We start from the raw sequence: 25944 nt of genomic DNA, 5'->3' as shown, positions 1-25944 counted from the left end.
GGAAACACAATAAGGAAAGAGGGTGTTCCAAAGTGTCAAATATACTTTGGAGTACCCTCTTTTTTATTGGATTCAAATATTAAATTTAAGACTATAGAACACTGGCATGCCCGTTATAAATGACACCACGTGCAGGATCCACAGTGATTTCTTGACCATCTGTAAATAAATTAGTTGCCTGTTCGACCCCAACAATGACCGGGATACCTAAATTGATTCCAACTACTGCAGCATCACTTGTAAGTCCGCCTTCTTCAGTAATAAGAGCACTGCAATTTTTCAACAATGGAACCATTTCTTTATCTATACCAACAGTAACTAAAACTGAACCAGGAACTACTTTCTCTTCAGCTTCTTTCACTTTTTTCGCAACTACTACTTTACCATATCCGGATTTTCTGCCGACCCCTTGTCCTTTAGCAACGATATCACCGACGACATGAACTTTCATTAGATTTGTTGTTCCAGTTTCACCGACAGGTACGCCTGCGGTAATAACCACTAAATCCCCATGCTTAACGATATCAGTATTCAAACTTTCTTGTACAGCTAATTCTAGCATTTCGTCAGTCGTCTTTACTTTCCGACCAATTCTAGGGTATACCCCCCATACCAATGCAAGACTTAAATATACCTTTTCATTTGATGTCACAGCTATTATTGGTGCTTTCGGACGATATTTTGAAATCATTCTAGCTGTATGACCACTTTCTGTTGGAGTAATAATTGCATTTACATCTAAATTGATAGCAGTATGTGCCACAGATTGACAAATCGCATCTGTCATTTTGTGATCACTTTTTTTACTCCGTTCTGATAAAATAGCATCATGATTTAATGCTTTCTCTGCATGAATAGCAATATTATACATTGTTTTAACCGCTTCAACTGGATATGCACCGGCAGCTGTTTCTCCTGAGAGCATAATAGCATCTGTTCCATCAAAAATTGCATTTGCAACATCACTAGCTTCTGCTCTTGTTGGTCTTGGGTTTCTTTGCATTGAATCAAGCATTTGTGTAGCAGTAATAACCGGCTTTCCTAGTTCATTACATTTCTTAATAAGAGCCTTTTGTACAAGGGGAACAGCCTCTGTTGGAATCTCTACGCCCAAATCTCCACGAGCTACCATTAGTCCATCAGAAACCGCTAGTATCTCATCAATATTGTCCACTCCTTCCTGATTTTCAATTTTAGGAATGATTTTGATATGTAATGCGTTGTTCTCTTCTAGAAGCTGTCTAATTTCTAAAACATCTGATGGACGTCTGACAAAAGAAGCGGCAATAAAATTAACTCCTTGTTTAATCCCAAATAAGATATCACTTGCATCCTTATCAGTAATTCCAGGTAAATTAACCGAAACTCCCGGTACATTTACACCTTTTTTATTCTTTAATACACCACTGTTCATTATTTTTGTATGAATTTCTTTGTTTTCTTTGTCAATATCACTTACTTCTAATTCAATCAGCCCATCATCCAACAGAATTTTGGACCCAATGTGAACATCATTAAGTAATCCTTCATATGTAATTGAAAATTTATCTGTTGTTCCTAGTACTTCATTCATGGAAATGATTATGTTATTGCCTTCATGTAATTCAATCGAACCGTTAACCATATCATTTGTACGAATTTCAGGTCCTTTAGTATCAAGCAATATCGCTACTGTCTTATTTGTATTTTTTGCTGCATCTCGGATGTTTTTAATTCTTGCTTCATGCTCCTCATGATTGCCATGTGAGAAATTTAAGCGAGCAACATCCATACCTGATTTCATTAGGTTTTCTAGCATTTCTATACTTTCACTTGCAGGTCCAATGGTACAGACAATTTTAGTTTTTTTCATTATTTTAACTCCTTTGTCCTATATTGATAATTCCTTCGATAATCGGAACATATCCAAATTAACTTTATGTGGTGTTCCTAAAATTTCAAGAATATCGTAATCAACTAGTTCATTATTTTGGATACCTACTGCTCTTCCACCTTTTCCATCAATCAATAACTCAACTGCTTTTGCACCAAGACGGCTGGCCAATACTCGATCACTCGCAGTAGGAGAACCACCTCGTTGAATATGACCAAGAACTGATACCCTTGTATCAAAATTTGTAGCTTTTTCTAATTCCTCAGCAAAGTCTGTAGCGCTTTTTACTCCTTCAGCAACAATGATAATACTATGCTTTTTCCCGCGTTCATTTCCTTTTCTTAAGCGGTCAGCAATCTCAGCCATATCATAGTTTTCTTCTGGTATTAAAATGGTTTCGGCACCACCAGCTAACCCTGACCAAAGAGCGATATCGCCTGCATCCCTACCCATAACCTCAATAATAAACGTTCTTTCATGTGAAGAGGCAGTATCACGAATTTTATCTATAGCGTCTAATACTGTATTTAATGCTGTGTCAAATCCAATTGTAAAGTCTGTTCCAGGGATATCGTTGTCAATGGTACCTGGTACGCCAATACATGGAAAACCGAGTTCTGTTAAAGCCTTTGCTCCTTGGTAGGATCCATCTCCTCCTATAACTACCAACCCTTCAATACCATGCTTTTTCAATTGCTCAATGCCTTTTTGCTGTCCTTCTTTTGTCTTAAATTCTACACAACGTGCAGAATGAAGAATGGTTCCGCCTCTGTGAATAATATCACCAACAGATCCTACTTCCAGCTTTTCTATTTTTCCGTTAATGAGTCCGCTATAGCCATTTTCGATTCCGTATACTTCTAAATCGTGATATATTCCTTTACGTACAACAGCACGTATTGCTGCATTCATTCCTGGTGCATCTCCACCACTAGTTAAAATACCAATACGTTTCATTATGGTCACCTCAAAATTCTCTTCATTGTAATATAGTTCTAAAGATTTAATAATAATTAATCATATAACATAAAATTCTTCAAGAAACTATTTAATATTTCTAAAATACCACTTATTCCCCTTACTCACAAACTATTAATGCCGAAAAAATAGAAATGGAAATATTAATAAAAACAATTTAAGCAATCGGATAATCCGATTGCTTTTTTTTTACATATTGTTACTTAATCTCTACAAAATCATTTGATTCAGTGAATACACCTATTTTTCTGTATTTATCATAGCGTTGTTGTATTAGTTCTTCACCTGATAAACCGACCAATTCTTTTAATGAGTTACTCAACACTTTGTCAATCTCTTGAGCTTGAGCATTCAAATCTTTATGGGCTCCACCTTTAACTTCAGGAATTACTTCTTCGATTACACCTAATTTTTTTAGGTCTGGTGCTGTAATCTTCATAATATCTGCCGCACGTTTTCCTTGTGATGCATCTTTCCACAAAATATTTGCTGCAGATTCTGGTGCAATGACCGAAAACCAAGAATTCTCTAAAACATGTATATGATTGCCCACGCCTATTCCTAGTGCACCGCCACTAGCTCCTTCTCCAATAACAATACAAATAACTGGTACTCTAAACCCAGCCATTTCAAACAAATTACGAGCAATTGATTCAGAAATCCCTCGTTCTTCAGCTGCCTTACCTGGAAAAGCACCTTTAGTATCAATAAAACTAATAATTGGACGATTAAATTTATCCGCTTGTTTCATTAATCTAAGGGCTTTACGATAGCCTTCAGGGTTTGGCATACCAAAATTACGGCGAATATTTTCTTTCGTATCTCTTCCTCTTTGCTGCCCGATGATTGTTACTGGCAAGCCTTTATATTTTGCAATTCCACTAACAATCGCTCCATCGTCTCCGAAGCAACGATCCCCATGTAATTCAAAGAAATCTGTGAAAAGAAGTGGAATATAATCTAATGTAGTAGGTCTGCTTGGATGTCTTGCTATTTGAACTCGATCCCATGGTTTCATGTTTTCATAAATATCTGATTCTAGTTTTTTAAACCTTGATTCAAGCTTTTCAATTTCTGCTGATAAATCTACATCGGAGTTTTTAGTAAACTCCTTTAGTTCAGCAATTTTTTTCTGAAGCTCAAGTAATGGCTTCTCAAATTCAAGCTCATTTACCATGTTATTTCACCTGCTTGACTATGAATTTCAAGAACTGTTGTGATTTTCTCTTTTAAGTCTAAACGATTAATAACCGCATCTAATTGTCCATGCTTCAACAGATACTCAGCTGTTTGGAAATCTTCAGGAAGTTCCTCACGAACCGTTTGCTCAATAATCCTTCTGCCAGCAAATCCAATTAGCGCTCCAGGCTCTGCAAAATTGAAGTCACCTAAAGATGCAAAGCTTGCTGAAACTCCTCCAGTTGTTGGGTGAGTCATAATAGAAATCGCAAGACCGCCATTTTCGCTAAATTTTTTCAATGCGGCACTTGTTTTGGCCATTTGCATTAATGACAACACAGCTTCTTGCATTCTCGCTCCACCAGATGCAGTGAAAATAATGAAAGGAATATGTCGCTTATCTGCTTCTTCGATCGCTCTCGTAATCTTCTCACCAACAACAGAGCCCATACTTCCCATTCGAAAGGATGAGTCCATTATAGCTACAACTACCTCATGATCATTAATATTCCCACTTCCAGTAAGAACAGCCTCATTCATATTTGTTTTTTGTTGGTCTTTTTGTAATTTTTCAAGATAGTCAGGGAAATTTAATGGATTTTCTGATTGCAAATGACGATCAAATTCTTTAAAAGTATTCTCATCTAAAAAACTCTCTACTCGTTCATAAGCATTCATTGGATGATGATACCCACAATGAATACAAACTTTTAAGTTCTTTTGTAATTCTTTTGTATATAAAATTTTTCGACAGTTGGGACACTTTGACATAATTCCTTCAGGAACATCGCTCTTTGCAGTTTCTGATGGAATTGTTGCATATTTTTTCTTCTTTGGTTTGGTAAAAAAATCTTTCAGCAAAAGTTAATCCTCCTTTAAAAGGCTGATTTCACAAAATATTTATCCAAAAAAAATCTTCTTGTCCTAATATAAAGGAAAATGCCTAATAATTTTGCTAAAAATTGTCGTTCTTACTTCGACATATTTCTTAAATTATCATAAAGATGAAGTGATAAAAGCAAGTCTTCAGCTAATATTGCATTAATAAAATTTAAATAAGGATTTAGATCCTTTATTTTGCGAGAAACATTTAATGGAGATGCATATTCTTTAATTAATAACCAAATTTTAAGAAGGAGACGTATATTTGAAAGTTGTACTATTTCAAAAAAGAAGTCATCTTCTACTATGAAAGTTCCTTGTTCGAGCTTTGATTTTAAAAACAAAATAGAATCTCCATCAAAATTATGAATAATAAGCCTAATTGCATCCTTTTCAATTAATGCTTTAGTAATTAATACATCATTTTTTACTTTTTCATCTTGTAAAATAAAAGTACTTAATAATTCCACTAACTGATGATCCTTAAAATCCCGTAAGAATGTTCCTTCTCCTCTTCGGGTTTCTATTAGACCTAATAATTCTAAAGATCTTAAAGCTTCTCTTACAGAAGAGCGTCCTACATTAAGACGCTCTGCTAATTCACGCTCAGAAGGTAGCTTGTCACCCGTAACAAGACCGTCGTCATTTATCATTTGACGAATTTGGTTGACAATTTCAAGATAAGCTTTCTTACTTGCCTTTTTGTTCACTGAACAAATCACTCACCTTTTCCGATAATAGCAAGCCTCTTTGTTCTTTCTCTTATTTCTTCTGGATCCACTTTTATACGTGCAACTCCAGTTTCCATTGCGGCTTTTGCAACAGCCGCTGCTACAGCTGGAGCAACACGTGGATCGAATGGACGCGGAATGACGTAATCAGAATTTAATTCTTTTTTATCGATAAGGTCTGCAATAGCTTCTACAGCTGCTACTTTCATTTGTTCATTTATATGTGTTGCCCGAACATCAAGGGCTCCTCGGAATATTCCAGGAAAAGCTAATACATTATTTACTTGATTAGGAAAATCAGAACGACCTGTTCCAATTACTTTTGCACCTGCTGTTTTTGCATCTTCTGGCATGATTTCAGGGTCTGGATTTGCCATTGCAAAAATAATGGAATCATCGTTCATCGATTCTACCATTTCCTTTGTAAGTGCTCCTGCTACAGACACGCCAATAAAGACATCCGCATCTTTAATAACATCTGCCAAGGTCCCTTCTATATGATCACGGTTAGTATATTTTGCAACTTCAGACTTAACATGATTCATCCCATAGGAACGTCCCTCGAAAATAGCACCTTTTGAGTCACACATAATAATATCACGAACACCATAATGATAAAGCAGGCGAATGATTGCAATCCCAGCTGCACCAGCCCCGCTTGCAACTACTTTTATTTCGGACATCTTCTTTCCAACTAATTTTAAAGCATTGACGAGACCTGCAACTGTTACAATTGCTGTTCCATGCTGATCATCATGAAAAATAGGGATATTTGTTTCCTTTTTTAGTCTTTCCTCTATTACAAAACAATTTGGTGCAGCAATGTCTTCCAGATTCACACCGCCAAACGTAGGCTCCAAAAGCTTTACAGTTTCAACAATTTTATCAATATCAGTAGTATTCAAGCAAATAGGAAATGCATCTACACCAGCAAAGCTTTTAAATAATACAGCTTTACCTTCCATTACTGGCAATGCAGCTTCCGGTCCAATATTTCCTAATCCTAATACAGCAGTACCATCTGTTACAACAGCCACCATGTTTCCCTTCATCGTATATTCGTATACAGTTTCAGGTTTATCATATATCATTTTACATGGTTCAGCTACTCCTGGAGAATAGGCTAGACTTAAATCCTTTGCATTTTTCACTTCAACTTTAGATTTAGATTCTAGTTTTCCTTTATTTATACGATGCATATGTAGTGCTTCTTCTCGTAAAGTCAAACTTCTTCCACTCCTTTATTCCTGCAAATGGTACACTTATTTACATTTAGGTGGTCTGACCACATCGGTCTATAAAATAATATAACATATTTCTCTTTTTAGTGAAAAATATTATCGCAAAATTACATTTTGTTCTCCTAAAAAAAGCTTTAATTGATTTAAACATTCCGCTGTTGGGTTAGCCCAATCACTTTTAGAAAGCTGGATCGTTTGATCCTTTTCTTCATAAAATAAGATAACTGGAACGTTCCCAATGTTCGTATGTAAAATCGATTTTATTTTTTGTAAACTTTCATGTGGATGAAGTGACTGGGGAATTTTCAAATATAATTTCTTTTTTTTATTCTCCAGACTTTGCACATCATTCATTTTTTGAATAATAAATTGAGGTTTTCCATTTCTTTCTTCAATATTTCCTTCAATTAGAGCTATTTCCCCTTGTTTACATAATTGACCAAAATGACGATAGCCTTGTGGGAATACGACTCCTTCCATTTCACCAGTAGGATCACTTAATTTTAAGAAACACATTACTTCTCCTTTTTTTGTTCGAATCGTTTTATCTTCTGTAATATATATCCCAGCTATTGCTTGCTTCTGATTTTCACTTAATGAAAAAATAGATTGTGCCTTAAATTCTTGAAATAGATTTTGATATGGTCGTACTGGATGATCGGTTAGATATACACCAAGCACTTGCTTTTCAAAGGCAAGCTTATCCATAATACTCATAGGTTCTACTTCCATATATTTAGGTTTTATTTGAAAGATTTCTTCGTTAGCAAATAGATCAATTTCCTGATCATTAGGATTTACTAAATCAGCATGTTGAACGGCAACATCAATACTAGCCAAAAGAGTAGAACGGTCCTTGTTAAACTCGTCAAATGCACCAGAAAAAACAAGCATTTCCATCGTTTTTCGATTAACTGATTTATTTGCTGTTCTTAGACAAAAATCAAATAAATCATTAAATGGTTTATTGGCCCTTGCATCTATTAAATCCTTTAATACAGAAACACCTATTCCTTTAATAGCTGCCAAACTAAAACGTATTGCTCCTTTTTCAACTGTAAAAGGATATTGACTTTTATTAATAGAAGGCGGAAGAATTTCCAATCCCATTTGATTCGCTTCACGAACGTATTGTGAAATTTTATCCTCATTTCCAATAGCTGATGTTAGTAAAGAAGCAATAAAATATAAAGGATAATGGGCTTTTAAGTAAGCTAATTGATAGGCAATATAGCTATAGGCTACTGCATGACTTCTAGGAAACCCATAATTTGCGAATCGTACGATCAAATCGTATATATTATTGGCTGTCATTTCATCATATCCGTTTTTAACCGCACCTGTTACAAAATGTGTTCTTTCATGGTCTAAAACTTCTTTTTTCTTTTTCGATACTGCTCTTCTTAATAAATCAGCCTCTCCTAGTGAAAATCCAGCCATCTTTGACGCAATTTGCATAATTTGCTCTTGATAGATAATAACCCCATAGGTTTTCTTTAGTATCTGTTCTAAATCTGAATGAGGGTATATCACCTTTTCTTTCCCATGCTTGCGTTTAATGTACAGAGGGATATTTTCCATCGGTCCTGGTCGAAAGAGAGCATTCGCTGCAACAATATCTTCAAATTCGGTTGGCTTCAGCCTTTGTAAAACACTCCTCATACCTTCTGATTCCAATTGAAAAATCCCTGTTGTGTTCCCTTTACTCAATAATTGAAATGTCTTCTCATCATTAAGAGGGATATTTTCTATATTTATTTCTTTTTTGATTCCTTTTTGAATACTTGTCAAAATCCGCTCAATAAGTGATAAATTACGAAGACCAAGAAAATCCATTTTCAATAAACCAATTTCCTCTAATATATCCATTGAATACTGTGTTAAATATATTCCCGAATTCCCTTCTTGAATAGGGATGAGATTTACAAGCGGCTCTTCACTGATGACTACCCCTGCAGCATGTGTTGAGGCATGTCTAGGAATTCCTTCTAGCTTAAGGGCTGTTTGATACAATTTTTGATGAAGATCTGACTCTTTTACAAATTCCCTTAGCTTTTCTGATTCTTTGTATGCTTGCTCTAAAGTTATTCCTAGCTTTGATGGAATCATTCTTGACAAGCGCTCCATTTCTTTCGGGTTAAAACCAAATACTCTAGCTACGTCTCTAGCAGCAGCTTTTGCAGCAAATGTCCCAAAGGTTATTATTTGAGCAACATGCAGCTCGCCATATTTTTCTTTCACATAATGAATTACTTCATCACGACGATGATCGGGAAAATCAATATCGATATCAGGCATCGTTATCCGTTCTGGATTCAAAAATCGCTCGAAAAGCAGATCATGTTCAATTGGATCCACATTCGTAATTTGTAATGAATAGGCAACAAGTGACCCAGCTGATGATCCACGTCCAGGTCCAGTTAAAATCCCCTTCGACCGTGCAAATTTCATGAAATCCCACACGATAAGAAAATAATCACTAAAATTCATGCGTTGGATAATATTTATTTCATATTCTAAACGACTCCAATATTCGGATGTAGGATTCCCTAATCTTTTCTGTAATCCCATACTGCAAAGCTTTTGTAATACTTCATTTGCAGATTGTCCTTCAGGTAGTGGATACTTAGGTAAAAGTTCCCGTTGCATTTCAATTTGGACATTACATGATTCAGCTAGTAAAACTGTATTTTCAAGTGCATCTACATAATCATGAAAAATTTCGAGCATACTCTCTTTATCTTTTAAATAATATTCTTCTGTAATTAGTTTCAATCTATCGTCATCACTTAACTTTTGGTTCTCTTTTATAGCCAATAAACATTCATGACTAAAGGCATCTTCCTTATCTAAATACTGCACATCATTCGCTACAATAGGATTAATAGTATACTTTTTTGCTAAATGCATAATTTTTTCATTAATTATCTTCTCTTCGGATAGTTGGTGATTTTGTAAGGAGAGATAGAATGATTGTTTTTCAAAAACGTTATGAAAAATTTGAACGACTTTCTCTGCGTTTTCATCCTCGCCTTTTAACAGCAGCTGCTCAATTTCACCACTTAAACCAGGCGTAAACGCTACTAAGCCATTATGATAGCCCCTTAACCACTTTAAAGGAATTCCTTGAGGAGATAATGTTTGAATCGTGCTGGATAACTTCAATAAATTTCGATATCCTTGTTCGTTTCTTGCTAATAATACGAGAGGATAAGAAAGTTCTCTGTTTATTTCACTGATTACATCAATGGTCAAACCAATTATCGGTTTAATATTATTTTTTATGCATTCCTTATAAAAAGGAATCGTTCCATATAAAACATTCCGATCGGTAATCGCTAGTGTATGATATTGAAGTTTTTTCGCTTTTTCCACTAGCTTCTGAATGGATATTGTACTGGATAATAAACTATATGCTGTCGATATTTGTAGATGAACAAATGACAAAATCCCACCCACCTTCTATGTACATCTATTTACTTTATTATAAATCGGAAAGAAACAAAAAGAAAATACGTTCCCCTTAATCTTTTATTTTTATTCATTTACATATCGTCTTAAGTTGTCCCATATATATTAATAGTGGGATAACTTGTTTGGAGATGATTAATTGTGAATGAAGCATTTTTCCCTGCATTTTTTAATAGTTTTTTTATCGCTTTCGGCGTCATGATAGGGGGGACATTAATTGGTGGTCTTGCGTCATTTATAACCGGAGAATTACTATTAACCCAAATTGACAGAATCTCAAAAGGACTGCGAATATGGGCAATCATCGCAGCAATTGGCGGAACTTTTGATACTGTATATAGCTTTGAAAGAGGGTTCTTAAATGGTGAAACAAAAGATTTATTTAAGCAATTTTTATTAATTTTGTCAGCAATGGGCGGGGCTAATACTGCGGCACTTATTATCGCATGGTTAACACAGGAGCATGTCCAATGAGAATTCCTCCGTTGTATCGCAGACCTTCATGGCAGCGTTTTTTGGGTGGAGTAGTGGTAGGTGGTTGTATAAGCTGGATAATTTTTTTATTCATGTTTGGCGTTTTACAGGAAAAACAGGCCAAAAAAATCAAAACGCAAAAGGAAACCATTGAAAATCTCATACAAGAAAAGAAGATTTGGCAGGAAGATACAAAAGAATTAAATCGTAAAAATGCCGAGTTATTAATTATACAAAATGTTCAAGTTAAAATTAAAAACTATGAAAAATACGATATTGATACCCTGAGCATTTCTGAAGCGGAGAACGATATAAAAGAGGATCTAAAATCATTAATTGCTAAAGATTTAAATATTATTTACAAAAATAAAGATTTGATTATAAAAACAATAGAAAACAAAAGTGTGAAGTTTAATAACCATCGTTTTAATTATGTAATTAAAAATATCTTTTTTTACTCGACAATCAATATAGAGCTAGAATTAAAATTAGGAAAATGACTAGAGCATAATTCCGCCCTAGTCATTACATATGTTTATTAAATCCCGGATGACATTATTTACTTCGTCCCAGGAATACACAGAAGCTCCTGCAGCTAACGGGTGTCCGCCGCCATTATATTTTTTTGCAATTTGGTTAATGATCGGCCCTTTCGAACGAAGACGGACACGTATTTGATCCTCTTCTTCAATGAAGAAACACCATGCTTTTATACCTTTAATATTTCCTAATGAACTTACAAGCAATGAGGCTTCAGATGGAACGACATCATATTGTGTAAGAAGTTCCTTGCTCAACATGACCGATGCAGCACCATTGTCATACATTTTAAAGCTTTGCAAAATATATCCTTGTAATTTAATTACTTTAGGGTCTAGCTCATACATTTTGTCATATAATTCATTTCGATCAAAGGGAAATTTAATTAATTCCCCTGCATAATCGAAGGTTTTTTGTGTCGTACTAGGATACAAAAATCTTCCAGTATCACCAACAATTCCACCGTAAATTAATCTGGCTGCTTTATTATTTATTTTCAATCCTTTATCACGACCATAAAGGTAAAATTCATAGATCATTTCACTAGCAGAGGAAGCAGAAGTATCGACCCAAAGTAAGTCTCCGTAAGCATCTTCGTTTGGATGGTGATCGATCTTTATTAACTTATCCCCCAAATGATATCGATCATCACAAATTCTTTCTTTATTGGCCGTATCGCAAACGATCACTAACGCATTCTGAAAAGTTTCATCTGGTATTTCATCTAGTTTTCGTAAAAACGCTAGTGATGGATCAGGTTTTCCAACAGCATAGACTCTTTTATTTGGAAATGAAGCACGTAAAATTTCTACAAGTCCTCCTTGTGACCCATATGCATCGGGATCTGGTCGAACATGTCGATGAACGATTATCGTATCATATTGTTTTATCATTTCTAAGATTTGCTCTTTCATATAAAGACTCCTTCGTTAATTTGTCATTATTAATTGATTTCACGTTGTGGCTTTTTCATTTAAAAATCGTTACAATGGAATCAATGTTATTTTTACTGGATGGAGTGAAACCCTTATGCCATTTATCGTATTTTTTATTATTTTATCATTGTCATTCTATGTCTTCTATAAAATAAAATTTGTCCGGAGCAATCTTCCAATGGAACGAAAATATTTAACAGGGAAATCTGGAATTTGCCTTGGACTATTTGTTGGCTTATTTGGAATTAATCAATTATTTATCCACCCGACAACCATTACTTATATAATCGGAGGAATTTTCATTATCCTAGGCTTTTTTAGCGTTTGGGCTGGAATTAAATCTTTACGCTATTACCGTCCATTTGCTATTAAAGAATTAGAAGAGATGAGTAATTAATTATTTCTATGTAAGAAAAGCCATTTAAAAATGGCTTTTTTTGTTCTACTTATCTCTCAATTAGTTGACACATTAACAATGCTTTTCCGACAAGTAATCCATCATTAAAGACTTCTACATCAATTTTCCCGAACTTCCTTCCCGCCTCTAAAATAGTTGGAACCACTTCAATATTGCTTTCTATTTGTACAGGTTTTATAAAATAAATCGTCATGTTTTCAATAACGATATCACCTTTTTTTTGTTTTTTTAACTTACGAGTGGCTGCCTCATATACAAGAGTAGTAAATACTCCATAAGAGATCGTTCCAAGCGGATTGGTCATTTGCGGGGAAACTTCGAACAAATATCTATCCTCTTCTGAAGATGATTCTATTTGGGTTGTAACAATATCATCAATTGTTTCGCCAACTTGCGGCTGTCGCTGGGTCATCTGTAATGCTTTCAATACATCCTGTCTACTAATTATTCCAAATAAACGGTTGTAATCATCAACTACAGGAAGGACCTCAATTCCTTCCCAAATCATCATATGAGCGGCAGAGGTAACACTTGTTTTTAGTCCAACGGTAATTGGATTTTTGGTCATTACTTTATCAATAGTCGAATCCTGGTCTTGTTCAATAATATCCTTTGAAGTGACCATCCCTTGGACCTTCATATTTTGGTCTACAACTGGGAAGCGGCTATGAGCGGTAATTCTATTCTTTTCATACCAGTTATCTAACCGATCGTTGATTATTAAATACGCTGTTTGACCAATAGGTGTTAAAATATCCTCTACTAAAATAATCTCCTTTTTGATTAATTGATCATAAATCGCACGATTAATCATTGTTGCAACGGTAAAAGTATCGTAACTGGTTGATAGAATTGGTAATTCTAGCTGATCTGCTAATTTTTTCACCTCATCATCTGTATCAAAACCACCTGTTATTAAAACAGCAGCCCCTTCTCTTAAAGCTAATTCATGTGCCTTCGTCCGATTTCCGACAATGAGTAAATTTCCTGCACCAGTATATTTCATCATAGCTTCAAGTTTCATTGCACCTATTACAAACTTTGTCAATGTTTTATGAAGACCTGATTTTCCACCCAGTACTTGACCATCAATAATATTTACAACCTCAGCAAAGGTTAGTTTTTCAATATTATTTTTTTTCTTACTTTCAATTCGAATCGTACCGACACGTTCAATGGTACTAACATAACCTTTATTTTCAGCATCCTTAATAGCCCTATATGCAGTACCTTCACTAACATTTAGTGCTTTGGCAATTTGTCTTACCGAAATTTTCTCACCGATTGGTAGACTATCTATGTATTGCAAAATTTGTTCATGTTTAGTTGCCAAGCTTTTCACCCTTTTCCTACCGCACTTACTATATTAGCTTCATTATAAGGTGAAAAGCTTGACAATTCAATTGTAACGCTAAGTTAACCTAATAACTTTACTATTTGGCTTTGTTAATAGTTATTGTTGATAAAATTATCTGTGAGTCATAATTGAAGCAATTTCTGTACGAAGTATAACTTGTGTAATTGCATTCCTACAAGACTTTATAAGATTTACAGAGTTGTTTAACACTACCCGCAGCTTAGTATGATCTTATACGTTTTCGTTGCTTTTCCCTATTTTGATTGGCATAATATTTTTTTGGAGTAAACAGCCAAGCTGAAAGATTTCCAGCAAAAACAAGTAAAGAAAAGCCGAGCCATGTAAAAGAAAAAATTCCTTCTTTACTTTGAAAGTTAAAAGACAGATGTGGAATTGCATAATAAAGCATTAGAATAGTTAAAAGCAAACAGAGCAGGTATCTATTTTTCATTAAATTCCCTCCATAATTAAGCTTGTTTTATTCTATGCTTTAATATGTGTTTACAACACAAAAAAGTACATCTGCCTTAGCAAATGTACTTTGATGTTTTTTATAGCTCGATAGAATCACCAGCATTCATTATTTGCCCTGTTTGATTTTCTAACAAGTTAATGAACCGCTCCGGATCTTGCTTAATTACCGGGAATGTATTGTAATGTATTGGCACCACTGTTTTCGCCTTTAAAAATTTTGCCGCAATAGCAGCATCCTCAGGTCCCATCGTAAAATTATCACCAATTGGTAAAAAGGCTAAATCAATCGGATGGAGTTCACTTATTAATTTCATATCTGAAAATAGACCAGTATCTCCTGCATGATAGATTGTTTTCCCTTCAACCATCAGTAAAATCCCTGCTGGCATTCCTAAATAAATGATTTCATTATTCTCTGTAACTAAAGCAGAACCATGAAAGGCGGGTGTAAGTTTTACCTTGCCAAAATCAAATTCAAACGAACCTCCAATGTGCATTCCATGGGTATTTAAACCTTGCCAACTTAAATAATCCGCTATCTCATTGTTAGCAATGACTAATGCTCCACTCCGTTTTGCAAGCTCTATCGTATCACCTACATGATCATTATGGCCATGGGTTAAAATAATATAGTCTGGATTTTCATTTTCTACTTGTAAATCAGTTTGTGAATTTCCTGTAATAAATGGATCGAAAATAATTGTTTTTCCTTTTGTTTCAACCTTTACGATAGAATGTCCATGGTATGATACTCTCATTCATTTCCTCTCCTTTTAACTTTTTGTTCAGTTTCTTTATTCAAGACTAAATGATAAAATTCCTTCACATTTAAACAAAATACCCTTTTTCACCTGAATTTAAAAGCATTTTTTATTTTATTTATTTAAACTAGAAAATAGAAACAATATATAATTTCTGATATTCTTATTTTATTCATAGTTAAGGAGATGAAAAAATTGAATCACCGACTACAAGATTTAATGCAATGGCTTAAGCAGGAAAATATCGATTCAGCATTTATTACTTCTACTGAAAACGTATTTTATTTAAGTGGATTTCGAAGTGATCCACATGAACGTGTACTTGGTATTGTAGTTTTTCCAGAAATAGAACCCTTTTTAATTTGCCCATCTTTAGATGTTCATGATGCGAAAGAATCAGGATGGGAGTATGAGATCATCGGTTGTTCTGACACAGAAAATCCATGGGAAAAGTTAGAGAAGCACATTAAGAATCGGATTAGTAATGTAAATGTATTGGCATTAGAAAAAGAACATATGAATATTGAGCGATACGAACAATTACTTAATCGTTTCGAAGGCGCCCGCTTTGTTGCTGCCGAAGAAAAACTACGCCAATTGCGCTTGATTAAAGACGAAAAAGAAAAAGAAATTTTGAAAAAAGCTGCTGAATATGCAGATTTCGCTGTTCAAGTAGGTGTTAATGAAATACAAGAAGGAAAAACTGAACTAGATATCATTGCAGCCATTGAATACGAACTAAAGAAAAAGGGAATTTCCGAAATGTCATTTTCAACAATGGTACTCACAGGTGCAAATGCCGCTTCTCCTCATGGGAATCCTGGTTTAACAAAAGTTAAAAAAGGTGACTTCGTTCTATTTGATTTAGGTGTTGTCTATGAAGGATATTGTTCTGATATTACCCGTACGGTTGCTTATGATCATTTTAATGAGGAACAAGAAAAAATTTATAACACTGTCTTAAAAGCAGAAGAAGAAGCTGTAAAAGCAGTAAAACCTGGTATTACTGCTAAAGAATTAGATCAACTCGCACGAGATATTATTACAGATGCTGGATTCGGAGATTATTTCCCTCACCGTCTAGGTCACGGATTAGGAATTGGTGTACATGAATATCCTTCTGTCACCAATACCAATGAACTTATTATTCAAGAAGGAATGGTCTTCACCATCGAACCTGGTATTTATGTTCCAAATGTAGCAGGAGTTCGTATCGAAGATGATGTTTATGTAACAAAAGATGGGGTAGAAATATTAACTTCATTCCCTAAAAAATTGCAAATTGTAAAATAAGATTAAAAGGAATCAGCCATTAGCTGATTCCTTTGTTATTTTATACAAATAATGTTTTTGCCTCTTTATAATTTAAATTTAGGGATTCAGCGACTGCTTGATATGTAACATAGCCATTTAGAGTGTTCATTCCTTTAAGCAGCTGTTCATTTTCAATGCAGGCTTTATTGTAGCCTTTATTTGCTATTTGTAAAGCGTATGGAACAGTTACATTTGTTAATGCTATTGTAGAAGTTCTCGGAACTGCTCCAGGCATGTTAGCTACAGCGTAATGAACAACTCCATGTTTTTCATAAGTTGGATTATCGTGTGTTGTAATACGATCACTGGTTTCAAATATCCCGCCTTGATCGATAGCAATATCAACTACTACAGAGCCTGGATTCATAGAAGCTATCATTTCTTCTGTAACTAGCTTCGGTGCCTTTGCTCCAGGAATTAATACTGCACCAATAACTAAATCAGATTCCTTAACTGCTTCAGCAATATTGTAGGGGTTAGACATCAGAGTGGTAATCTCACTACCGAATATATCATCCAATTGACGTAGACGTTCTGGATTAAGATCGATAATTGTAACTTGCGCCCCAAGACCGACAGCCATTTTAGCAGCATTCATTCCTGCAACCCCGCCACCTATAATGGTGACTTTACCTCTTTGAACTCCTGGGACACCTGATAGAAGAATACCTTTGCCTCCATTATTTTTTTCCAAAAATTGAGCACCAATCTGTGGTGCCATTCTCCCTGCTACTTCACTCATAGGTGTAAGCAATGGCAATGAACGATTTGGCAGCTGTACTGTTTCATATGCAATTCCTACTACCTTATTTTTCAATAAAGCATCCGTTAATTGAGGTTCAGCTGCAAGATGTAAATAAGTAAATAGGATTAGTCCTTCTCGAAAGTATTGGTATTCACTTGGCAATGGTTCTTTTACTTTCATAACCATCTCCATTGACCATGCTTCTTGTGCAGTTTCAACAATTTTTGCACCTGCTTGAACATAATCATCATCCATAAAACCAGAGCCTTGCCCTGCGTTTGTTTCGATAAAAACTTCATGACCAAACTTTGTTAAGCTTACTACTCCAGCTGGGGTCATTGCCACACGGTTTTCATTATTTTTAATTTCCTTTGGAACACCTATTTTCATCTGATGAACCTCCTTTAAAGAAAATTATATTTAATAAAGTTAATCACACTATCATTTTAGCAAATAAAACCTTATTTACCTATTATTATTCTATGCCTATATGAAAAAGGAGGAAACAATTTCCTCCTTTTTTGAAATATAAGAAAGCATGGAATTTACTAAGGATACTAGACATAAAAAGTGTCTGCTGTGTCTAGCTTCAGCGACTATCGGCTAGCGGATTTCTCTGTCTCCTCCCTACGATAAGTCAACATCGGCTCGTGGACTACCTCACCGTGTTTCCTTTATCTCAGTCGAAGACTACGAAATCCGTACGCCGATGAGCAGGCGCTTACACTTTTCTTTCTTACTCATCTTTTTCTTGATCATAGATATGAAACTGACCATCTGGCTGATCAACTACGCCGCTTGCATATGCGCCCATAATTTGATTACTGACTTTCTCTACACCTTCTTCATCAAAGAAACACTCTTTCTTCGATTTCTCTTTATCCATAATATTGCCCCCTTCCTATATCCGAATTTTTCGAAATCTCCTAATAGATATACTAACCACAATATGGAAATAACAAAAAGGCAATATGTTTACACAATTATATCTTTTTCAATTTCATGAATAATATGCCCAAGTTCTGGTAAAATAAGCTTATTCATTGCAATCTTTACCGCTCCAGTGGAACCAGGTGTTACAAAAATAACCTTGTTCATGTATATTCCAGCTGTTGCTCTAGATAGCATAGCTGCCGAACCTATATCCTCTTTATAGCTTAAATAACGAAAAAATTCTCCAAATCCAGTAATTTCCTTATCAAAAAGGGAAGTAACCGATTCAATTGTAACATCCCTTGCTGCAATCCCGGTTCCACCATTTATTAATATGGCTTTTACTGTCTCATCTCTAGACATATCCTCAATTGTCTCTTTAATTTGTTGTTGGTCATCCTTTACAATTTGATAATTATGAATACTATGACCATGGAATTTTAATAATTCTATCATGAGCTTACCGCTTTTGTCTGTTTCCCCAGTTCTTGTATCACTTACAGTAATAACACCACAATTGATTTCCTTTCGAGCGAATTCTTTATGCTTTGAAATACTCATATTTAACATCCTTTATCTTGTAAATATCGATATTTATAATATGTATCTGCAAAATCAGTAACTTTTTTAGAAAATTTATAGTTAACCCCTGCCCCGATAACGATTGGTATTAAGGATAGTTTCGAGTCTTTTTCCTTATGAAAAGATGATATAAAGCAGGCTTTTACTAATTGTTTAAAAGGTTCCTCTAGCCATTCAAAGGTTGTCACTTGTTCAGTTCCTTCATAAAAATACTGGGATTGCTCTAAATCAATCATGAGCTGTTCCCATGCATTACCTTTTAAATGTTTAGGGAGGGTGGCAGCATGAAATACCTTTAGCGATGTCATCATTTCATAAGGTGTTTTAATTTCATAGCCATACGACATTGCTGTTATTTGAACTGCTCGTAAGTTTAATAATATCATCACTAGAAAATCAGTACTTAAAATTATTTTCTTTCCTGTTCCAGTAATTCCCCCTTGGACAAAGGAGTATAATCGATGACGTGCAGAATATTGATCAGATATGTATGAAGCCTGATCGATCGTTAAGTTTTTCATATCAGAAATAGTATGAATATTTTCGTCAAAAATTCTAGCAGATCTCAAAATTCTTTTTCTCGTATCATCTTGAATTTCTAAGCTTTGAATTAGAGCATTAAGGTGAAATAACCATGTATCTAATTTTCCAAAAAAAGCTTCTGTGAATTTCTCAGGGATGAGTGAAAGTCCTTTGTTCACCCACTTTTCGTATGTTCTTTTAAAATCATTTAATTCCTCTTGGTGCAATGTATGAATCCATTCTTGAACTTGTTGCCAAACTTCTCGATCTCTTTCAGTCCAATTCATTCGTTTCACCTCTCATAAGGAATGATTATCCATAGTATAACATAGAGACCTGTATGCAAAGAAAAAGCAAATCAAAAATAATTGATTTGCTTTTTTGTAGATAAATTATTCATTTATTCTCATCAAACCATTTTTCAATTTTGGCAATCATTGCTTCCATTGCTTGTTGGTGAGATAAGGTAGGTAGTTTTGCCATTAATACTTGTTTCGGTCCTTTAATTTCATCACCCTTCTTTTGAAGGATTAATATGCTTTTTGCTGCATTAGGATTTTTAAACATGGACTCAGGAAGTTGTAAAACACCTTGAATATATACATGCTCTGATAAAAATCTTTGTAATTTTGGGGCTTCCTCAGATTCAAATAATCCATTAGGAATAAGGAAAAACAAGTATCCGCCAGACTTTGTATGCTTTAAACTTTGCTCGATAAATAAATGATGTGCATACGAATGGCCTTTTTCTGATTTAAGTATATATTTTTGCGATCCTAAATCATTAGGATAAAATCCTACCGGTAAATCACCTACAACAACATCAACTGGATCAATAAACAAGTGCTCTAAAGAATCTTGATTAAAAAACTGAATAGGCTGACTTTGTAAATTTGCACCTATATAAGCCAATTTAATTAGTAAATCATCTATATCGACACCATAGGATGTAATTTCTTTATCATCTATTTGATTTAAAATAGTGGTTAAAAGATTCCCTGTCCCAACTGCAGGATCTAATAAGGAAAAAGCTTCAGCTTTATCTGTAAACTTCTTAATTAAATAGCTCATAACCAAACCAATTGAATCAGGGGTCATCTGATGATTGGATTGAACATTGTCCCTCATCCCTTTTAAAATAGCTAATTGATAGGATTTTCTAACTTCTTCCTTTGAAAAAGCAGAAAGATTTATTCTTTCATATTGTTTCTTTAATCTTTTTTTCGTCAATTCGCTTAGCTCATCTTGTATGATATCTCCATGAAATAGATTCTCTCCCGTTTCTGAAAGAGCCTCTAAATAAGTACAATTTAATTCATCTTTTAGAATCAAAGACGTCTCATTAAGGACATTGAAAATAGTTTCCATTGGAGAGATACTCATGATTCATTCCTCCTCGTAAACATAAATAGGGTGACCCATAAGTGTTTGACACTTCGATTTTGGGTCACCTTGAACTTTGGTTTCATTAAAAATTCGTGTCTTTATTTTACTTGTTTTGCTGCTTCAATCGCTTTTTCATAATCAGGATGATTCGTTCCTTCAGATACATATTCAACATATGTCACTTTATCGCTGCTGTCAATTACAAAAACAGCACGAGCCAGCAAGCGTAATTCTTTCATAATTACACCATAAGCCTCTCCGAATGAAAGATCACGATGATCGGATAACGTTTGGACATTTTCTAGACCACTTGCTGCACACCAACGTTTTTGTGCAAATGGTAAGTCTACTGAAATCGTTAAAACTTGAACATTATCTAATCCTCTAGCTTCTTCATTAAAACGTCGGGTTTGAGCATCACATACGCCTGTGTCAATAGAAGGTACTACGCTAATGATCCGAATTTTTCCTTTCGTATCATTTAAAGTGACTTCAGATAAATCATTGGCCAAAACAGTGAAATTGGGAGCTGTATCCCCTACTTTCACTTCATTTCCAAGTACAGTAATCGGATTTCCTTTAAAGGTTACTTGTACCATAATTAATGACCTCCTTTTTAGTTAGTATGTATCTACTATACATATCATACTGAACTATTTATTATTTTTCCAATTAAAAACTCGCCAATGGCGAGTTTTTTTAGAAATCAAAATCTTGTTTTTGATTTGTAGGCTGATGATTTTTCCATCCATTTGAATTAGAGTTTTGATTATTTTTCTTAAGCATACCTTGTATTCTCTCAACTACATTAGGTGCTATATCTAATATTTTTTCTAGTAAATGAGTGCTTTCATCAAGATGAAGCATTTTAACACCTTGAGAATTAACAATTAAAAAGGCAATTGGAGTAATCGAAACACCGCCGCCACTACCACCTCCAAATGGCAATTCGGATTTTCCACCTTGTCCGCCTTGCCCACCCTGCTGACCACTTTGTTGTTGTTGTCCTTGACCATTTGAACCCGATTGTCCGTTAGCATTAAATTGGCTTCCTCCAGCAGCAAAACCAAACCCCACTTTTGACACAGTTAAAATAACACTTCCATCAGGTGTTTCTACTGGATCACCAATAATTGTATTAACATCAATCATTTCCTTTAAATTTTCCATCGCTGCGGACATTAATCCTTCAATTGGATGCTCACTCATAGTAATCCTCCTAACCATTTTGTCTTGTTTCAGACTAATTAACGAAACCTTGCATCATATCTAGAATGTTTGTTGCTTGTTGGGGCCGACTAAGGTACCCAATACTTTTCTAATCGTTTAGAAAAGTATAAAATATTCGCACTGTGGATAACTTTATGAAGAGCGAGGTTTACGTCTAGCGCAAGCAGCCGTCGGCTAGCGGATTTCTCCGTCTTCTCCCTACGATAAGTCAACATCAGGTGAAATTTGAAGTGCCAATTTCACTAGCTCGTGAACTACCTCACCGTGTTTCCTTTATCTCAGTCGAAGACTACAAAATCCGTACGCCGATGAGCTAGTCGCTTGCGCTTTTGTTCTTTACAAAGAATGCTTAGATTCTTTTTTTGATAGCATTGTTAAGGGCTTTGTTTTGAAAGCTCCTTTTCCGCCTCTCCAAAACTTAAATATTTTTATTCCTGCTAGAATAGCATTCCCGATTCGTAATTTAAACATACATTTTATCGTTGTTTCAGATAAAGGAGTTTGAAATGATGGAGTAACCGTATAATTAGGCATTAGCTTGAGATTCATATACTTACTAAGTATCCCCACAATAATAGCTTTTACCGTCCAAACTACTCCGGTTAATTTGCCTGTAAGAGCGGCATCCTTCATACCGATTGTTGTATGCCAATCCAATTGGATAATCTTAACTTTCTTTAAAAACTTCCGTATAATCACTTTTAATCCAAAAATATGTTCTAATAGCTCTTTATAATCTGAAAATTGATCAGAAATTTCCTCAGGTGTAATTTCTGAGTGCTGCTTCGTTCCAGTATTGGTTTTTTCCTCATAGGTAATCGTTGGTTCATCTTTTTCTATCTTAATTTTTGGGACCTTCATTTTATAACGAATGATTTTCCAAATGATAAATTGTATCCTTAAATGATCATCATCCATCTTATGAGAATAATCGATTGAGATTGTGATTGATGTAAACCATATAATAATAAAAAAAACAAGAATGATAGCAATAATAATAGTGGTTAAGATCATTTCTTCACAACCTTTCAGCCTACCATTGTTGCCAAATAAGAAAAAAAATAAACCCGCTCATTGGCGGGTTATCGTTCGAAACCACTAAAAAGTGGGTTGCAATTGTTTTAGAGGACGTTCATGTATAACTGATGTATCTGCAAAAATGTCATGCAGTCCTTGTTTATTCGGAGTAAAGGCAACAAGTATATACAATATTTTTATAAAAACAGAAATATATCGACCAATTCCCTCCCGGAAAATAATTGTTCCCCATGAAAGTTTTGTTTCCTTAAATGAAATCACCTTGAGACCAAACACCATTTTCCCGATAGTTTGAGAAAAAAACTTGGTCATTAATATGAAATACAAATAAAATGTAATTGCAGTTGCTATAGCATATGGAGTGAACATTCCTGAATCGGTAAAGGGAATATCAGATATTCTAAAAATTGGCTTTATGATTAATCGCTCAATACTTGCGATAACTATTAAATCGAGAAGATATGCCCAAAATCTCATCCAAAATCCTGCGAAATAATAGTTTTGCCCAACTGGAGTTGTATCAATATCCGATTTTCCTGAATTAAAAGTTTGTACTGAGGTTTGTTCAGGAATAAATTCATTCTCAGCTATTTCATTTGTAATATGTTGTTGATTCGCCTTTTGTTCTTCATTCATTTTACTCCCCCCTTATTCGGAATAAATATACATGAGTCTAGGAGCGTTGGGTTGAGATAACATTTTCATTAATCCCGTTACATCTGCTTCTTTTCCCATTATTTTTTGAGCAGTCATCGAAAAGAGAGATCCGAAACCTGCATTATCACTATAACGAACGACCTCTGCGTTTTTTAAGTTATAATCCTTTCGGACATTGTTAATTACATCTTCCAAATATCCAAAGTCATCAATTAATTTTAATTCCTTCGCTTGCCTTCCATCATAAACACGTCCATCAGCAATTTTTCTTACAGTTTCCACCGGAAGATGTCGTCCTTTTGCAATGACATTAACAAAGCCTTCATAAGAATTGTTCACCATTTTTTGGATAATTTTCTTCTCTTCATCTGTCATTTTACGTGAAGGACTCATAATATCTTTGTATGGGCCACTTTTAATTGTTACGAAGTCAACTCCAAAGTTTTTTGCCAATTCTGAGTAATTAACTCCTTGCATGATCACACCTAATGAACCTGTCATTGTTTCAGGACTAGCAAAAATTTTGTTTGCCGGAGCTGATATGTAATAGCCGCCAGAAGCAGCTGTTGCTCCCATTGAAACATAAACAGGTTTTTTTGTATCTTTTTGTATTTCAATAATCTTATTATGTATTTCTGCTGATTCTACTACCCCGCCGCCTGGTGAATTCACTCTTAGAATTATAGCTTTTACATCATTATCTTTTTTTACATAATTTAATTGTTCCATAAAAGATCTATGATTATAGGTCCCACTATTAAGTAAAGAACTACTACTTCCCGAATCTTGGATAACTCCTTCTACTTCAAGAACTGCTATTTTCTTAAATTCATCTCCATCTTCCATCACTTCTTCTGTAAAGTTTTGATCTTGTGTATTAAAAAATTGATCAAAAAGACTTGTAACATCTGTCTTAAATGCCATGCTTGCAACATTTACAATGATTGATACTACAAACAGAAATACAGCTATTGCTAGGGCTCCCCACCTTTTTTTGTTCATCAGTTATCCTCCTCTTTCTTCTTCTCTTTAAGAAAAAACAATTTATTTTTACGAATATTGTATCAAAAAGTTTCATAAAAATGGGTGACACATCATGAGTCACCCATTTTTGATAGTATTTTTATGCGCTAAAACTATTATCTTTTTTCATTCTATTTATCATACCAATAAACCATTTTGAATTTCCTACAGAGATAACAATTGCAGCAGTCCAAATGCATATAAATGCAATCATATGGACTAAGCTAAAATGTTCACCGTATAAAAAGACTCCTAAGAACAGCATGATTGTTGGAGCAATATATTGAAGAAACCCAATCAAATATAAAGGTATTTTTTGTGCTCCTTTTGCGAAAAAAAGTAAAGGTATCGCTGTTGCTGCTCCAGCTCCAATTAATAATAAATCTATTTTTAAATCTCCATCTAAAAACGAAAGATGACCGGTGGACAGCAAATACACCATATAAATAAATGCAATGGGAGCAATTGTCATTGTTTCAAGTGTAAGACCGATAGCAGAATCAACCTTGATAACTTTTTTTACCAAACCGTATAGACCGAATGAAATGGCTAAACTAAAGGATATCCACGGAAACTGCCCATATGATACAGTTAAAATTAAAACCCCTACAGCAGCAATACAAAAGGATATAATTTGAACTTTATTCAGTCTTTCTTTTAATATAAAAACTCCTAAAAGAATGCTCACCAAAGGATTTATGTAATACCCAAGACTGGTTTCCACTATGTGATTCTCATTGACAGCCCAAATGTAAATAAACCAATTAGCAGTAATTAATAAGGATGCCACCACTAATGAAAAAAGCACCTTTTTATTCATTTTTAAATCTTTCAATGTTTGAATAAATACTTTCCACTTCTTTGTCACTATTAGGAGTATAATCATAAATATAAATGACCAAAAAATTCGGTTTGCCAATATTTCTTCCGCTGATATACTATTTAGCCACTTCCAATACATTGGAAGTACTCCCCAAATGATATACGAAAAGGCGGCATAAAAAATTCCTATTTTCTCTTCTTGTTTCATCTAATGCGCCTCAATTCATTCTTTAGATTTTCGAAATAAGTATTATTGTAAATTGAAAAAGTCTTAATTACAACCCTTTTCTATCCACAATTTTAGACATTTAAGAAAATTGGGGATTCCTTGGTTAGCCAGGGGAAAAATGTTCATATAAAAAACAGATAGTCTATATA

General features: G+C 34.5%; 26 protein-coding genes. 4 read left to right on the top strand and 22 right to left on the bottom strand.

Translation table 11 applies throughout. From position 1 onward, the window contains the following. Positions 1–91: 91 nt before the first annotated feature. From pyk to dnaE, 7 genes are all read right to left on the bottom strand, one after another. Positions 92–1852: a pyruvate kinase gene (pyk, locus tag ACQKP0_RS17650; RefSeq protein ID WP_427407140.1), complete on the bottom strand. Its 1761-nt coding sequence runs from the start codon at positions 1850–1852 to the stop codon at positions 92–94. Between the two features lie 18 nt (positions 1853–1870). Continuing rightward, a complete protein-coding gene (gene pfkA, locus ACQKP0_RS17645) occupies positions 1871–2830 on the bottom strand; it encodes a 6-phosphofructokinase (protein WP_427407139.1) in 960 nt (319 codons plus the stop codon). A 220-nt stretch (positions 2831–3050) separates the two neighbouring features. After that, entirely contained in the window at positions 3051–4028 is a 978-nt protein-coding gene (gene accA, locus ACQKP0_RS17640) for an acetyl-CoA carboxylase carboxyl transferase subunit alpha (RefSeq protein ID WP_427407138.1), read from the bottom strand. Beyond that, entirely contained in the window at positions 4022–4891 is an 870-nt protein-coding gene (gene accD, locus ACQKP0_RS17635) for an acetyl-CoA carboxylase, carboxyltransferase subunit beta (protein ID WP_427407137.1), read from the bottom strand. The genes accA and accD overlap by 7 nt, the downstream gene beginning before the upstream one ends. 110 nt (positions 4892–5001) lie before the next feature. Beyond that, on the bottom strand, positions 5002–5622 hold the full coding sequence (locus ACQKP0_RS17630; RefSeq protein WP_427407136.1) for a FadR/GntR family transcriptional regulator: 621 nt from the start codon (positions 5620–5622) through the stop codon (positions 5002–5004). Positions 5623–5630: 8 nt separating this feature from the next. After that, entirely contained in the window at positions 5631–6869 is a 1239-nt protein-coding gene (locus tag ACQKP0_RS17625) for an NAD(P)-dependent malic enzyme (RefSeq protein WP_427407135.1), read from the bottom strand. A 111-nt stretch (positions 6870–6980) separates the two neighbouring features. Further along, positions 6981–10331 (bottom strand): DNA polymerase III subunit alpha, encoded by a 3351-nt coding sequence (gene dnaE / locus ACQKP0_RS17620; protein ID WP_427407134.1) that lies wholly within the window; start codon positions 10329–10331, stop codon positions 6981–6983. Positions 10332–10496: 165 nt separating this feature from the next. Here dnaE and ACQKP0_RS17615 point away from each other — a divergent pair, with 165 nt between their 5' ends. Together ACQKP0_RS17615 and ytrI are read left to right on the top strand one after the other, a co-directional pair. Beyond that, positions 10497–10829, top strand: coding sequence for a YtrH family sporulation protein (locus ACQKP0_RS17615; protein WP_427407133.1), 333 nt, complete (start codon positions 10497–10499; stop codon positions 10827–10829). Continuing rightward, the gene (gene ytrI / locus ACQKP0_RS17610) at positions 10826–11329 is read left to right on the top strand and encodes a sporulation membrane protein YtrI (protein ID WP_427407132.1); all 504 of its coding nucleotides are present in this window, start codon (positions 10826–10828) and stop codon (positions 11327–11329) included. The genes ACQKP0_RS17615 and ytrI overlap by 4 nt, the downstream gene beginning before the upstream one ends. Positions 11330–11347: 18 nt before the next feature. Here ytrI and ACQKP0_RS17605 read toward each other — a convergent pair whose 3' ends face one another. Then, complete coding sequence (locus ACQKP0_RS17605; protein WP_427407131.1) at positions 11348–12283, bottom strand: DHH family phosphoesterase; 936 nt, start codon at positions 12281–12283, stop codon at positions 11348–11350. Positions 12284–12398: 115 nt separating this feature from the next. Between ACQKP0_RS17605 and ACQKP0_RS17600 the strand changes: the two genes are divergently transcribed. Continuing rightward, positions 12399–12701, top strand: a complete 303-nt coding sequence (locus tag ACQKP0_RS17600; protein ID WP_427407191.1) for a YtpI family protein — start codon at positions 12399–12401, stop codon at positions 12699–12701. A gap of 49 nt (positions 12702–12750) precedes the next feature. Here ACQKP0_RS17600 and ACQKP0_RS17595 read toward each other — a convergent pair whose 3' ends face one another. From ACQKP0_RS17595 to ACQKP0_RS17585, 3 genes are all read right to left on the bottom strand, one after another. Beyond that, positions 12751–14055, bottom strand: coding sequence for a DRTGG domain-containing protein (locus ACQKP0_RS17595; RefSeq protein WP_427407130.1), 1305 nt, complete (start codon positions 14053–14055; stop codon positions 12751–12753). Positions 14056–14299: 244 nt separating this feature from the next. Continuing rightward, positions 14300–14530, bottom strand: coding sequence for a hypothetical protein (locus tag ACQKP0_RS17590; protein ID WP_427407129.1), 231 nt, complete (start codon positions 14528–14530; stop codon positions 14300–14302). Positions 14531–14630: 100 nt separating this feature from the next. After that, on the bottom strand, positions 14631–15311 hold the full coding sequence (locus tag ACQKP0_RS17585; RefSeq protein WP_427407128.1) for a metal-dependent hydrolase: 681 nt from the start codon (positions 15309–15311) through the stop codon (positions 14631–14633). Between the two features lie 198 nt (positions 15312–15509). On the opposite strand from ACQKP0_RS17585, the gene ACQKP0_RS17580 reads away from it, so the two are divergent. Further along, positions 15510–16607 carry a M24 family metallopeptidase gene (locus ACQKP0_RS17580; RefSeq protein WP_427407190.1) on the top strand — a complete coding sequence of 366 codons (1098 nt, stop codon included), beginning with the start codon at positions 15510–15512 and terminating at the stop codon, positions 16605–16607. A 40-nt stretch (positions 16608–16647) separates the two neighbouring features. On the opposite strand, the gene ald is transcribed toward ACQKP0_RS17580, so the two are convergent. The 11 genes from ald to rarD all read right to left on the bottom strand — a co-directional run bounded on the left by ald (position 16648) and on the right by rarD (position 25774). Further along, positions 16648–17763, bottom strand: a complete 1116-nt coding sequence (ald, locus tag ACQKP0_RS17575; protein WP_427407127.1) for an alanine dehydrogenase — start codon at positions 17761–17763, stop codon at positions 16648–16650. Positions 17764–18109: 346 nt separating this feature from the next. After that, positions 18110–18259 carry a hypothetical protein gene (locus tag ACQKP0_RS17570; protein WP_427407126.1) on the bottom strand — a complete coding sequence of 50 codons (150 nt, stop codon included), beginning with the start codon at positions 18257–18259 and terminating at the stop codon, positions 18110–18112. Positions 18260–18348: 89 nt separating this feature from the next. After that, entirely contained in the window at positions 18349–18867 is a 519-nt protein-coding gene (locus ACQKP0_RS17565) for a MogA/MoaB family molybdenum cofactor biosynthesis protein (RefSeq protein ID WP_427407125.1), read from the bottom strand. 2 nt (positions 18868–18869) lie between these two features. Beyond that, a complete protein-coding gene (locus tag ACQKP0_RS17560; RefSeq protein WP_427407124.1) occupies positions 18870–19697 on the bottom strand; it encodes an EcsC family protein in 828 nt (275 codons plus the stop codon). 109 nt (positions 19698–19806) lie between these two features. Beyond that, positions 19807–20793 carry a class I SAM-dependent methyltransferase gene (locus ACQKP0_RS17555; protein WP_427407123.1) on the bottom strand — a complete coding sequence of 329 codons (987 nt, stop codon included), beginning with the start codon at positions 20791–20793 and terminating at the stop codon, positions 19807–19809. Positions 20794–20894: 101 nt separating this feature from the next. Continuing rightward, positions 20895–21395: a thiol peroxidase gene (gene tpx / locus ACQKP0_RS17550; RefSeq protein WP_427407122.1), complete on the bottom strand. Its 501-nt coding sequence runs from the start codon at positions 21393–21395 to the stop codon at positions 20895–20897. A 100-nt stretch (positions 21396–21495) separates the two neighbouring features. After that, the gene (gene ytfJ, locus ACQKP0_RS17545; RefSeq protein WP_427407121.1) at positions 21496–22005 is read right to left on the bottom strand and encodes a GerW family sporulation protein; all 510 of its coding nucleotides are present in this window, start codon (positions 22003–22005) and stop codon (positions 21496–21498) included. Positions 22006–22362: 357 nt separating this feature from the next. Then, positions 22363–23040 (bottom strand): DUF2953 domain-containing protein, encoded by a 678-nt coding sequence (locus ACQKP0_RS17540; RefSeq protein ID WP_427407120.1) that lies wholly within the window; start codon positions 23038–23040, stop codon positions 22363–22365. An 84-nt stretch (positions 23041–23124) separates the two neighbouring features. Continuing rightward, entirely contained in the window at positions 23125–23700 is a 576-nt protein-coding gene (locus ACQKP0_RS17535; RefSeq protein ID WP_427407119.1) for an RDD family protein, read from the bottom strand. A 12-nt stretch (positions 23701–23712) separates the two neighbouring features. Beyond that, the gene (gene sppA / locus ACQKP0_RS17530) at positions 23713–24723 is read right to left on the bottom strand and encodes a signal peptide peptidase SppA (protein ID WP_427407118.1); all 1011 of its coding nucleotides are present in this window, start codon (positions 24721–24723) and stop codon (positions 23713–23715) included. A gap of 121 nt (positions 24724–24844) precedes the next feature. Then, on the bottom strand, positions 24845–25774 hold the full coding sequence (rarD, locus tag ACQKP0_RS17525; RefSeq protein WP_427407117.1) for an EamA family transporter RarD: 930 nt from the start codon (positions 25772–25774) through the stop codon (positions 24845–24847). Between the last annotated feature and the right edge of the window lie 170 nt (positions 25775–25944).

Origin of the sequence: Heyndrickxia sp. NPDC080065, assembly GCF_050281185.1 — a bacterium.
In the GTDB taxonomy this organism is placed as follows: Bacteria; Bacillota; Bacilli; order Bacillales; family Bacillaceae_C; genus Heyndrickxia.
This window is presented reverse-complemented; position numbering and strand designations above follow the sequence as displayed.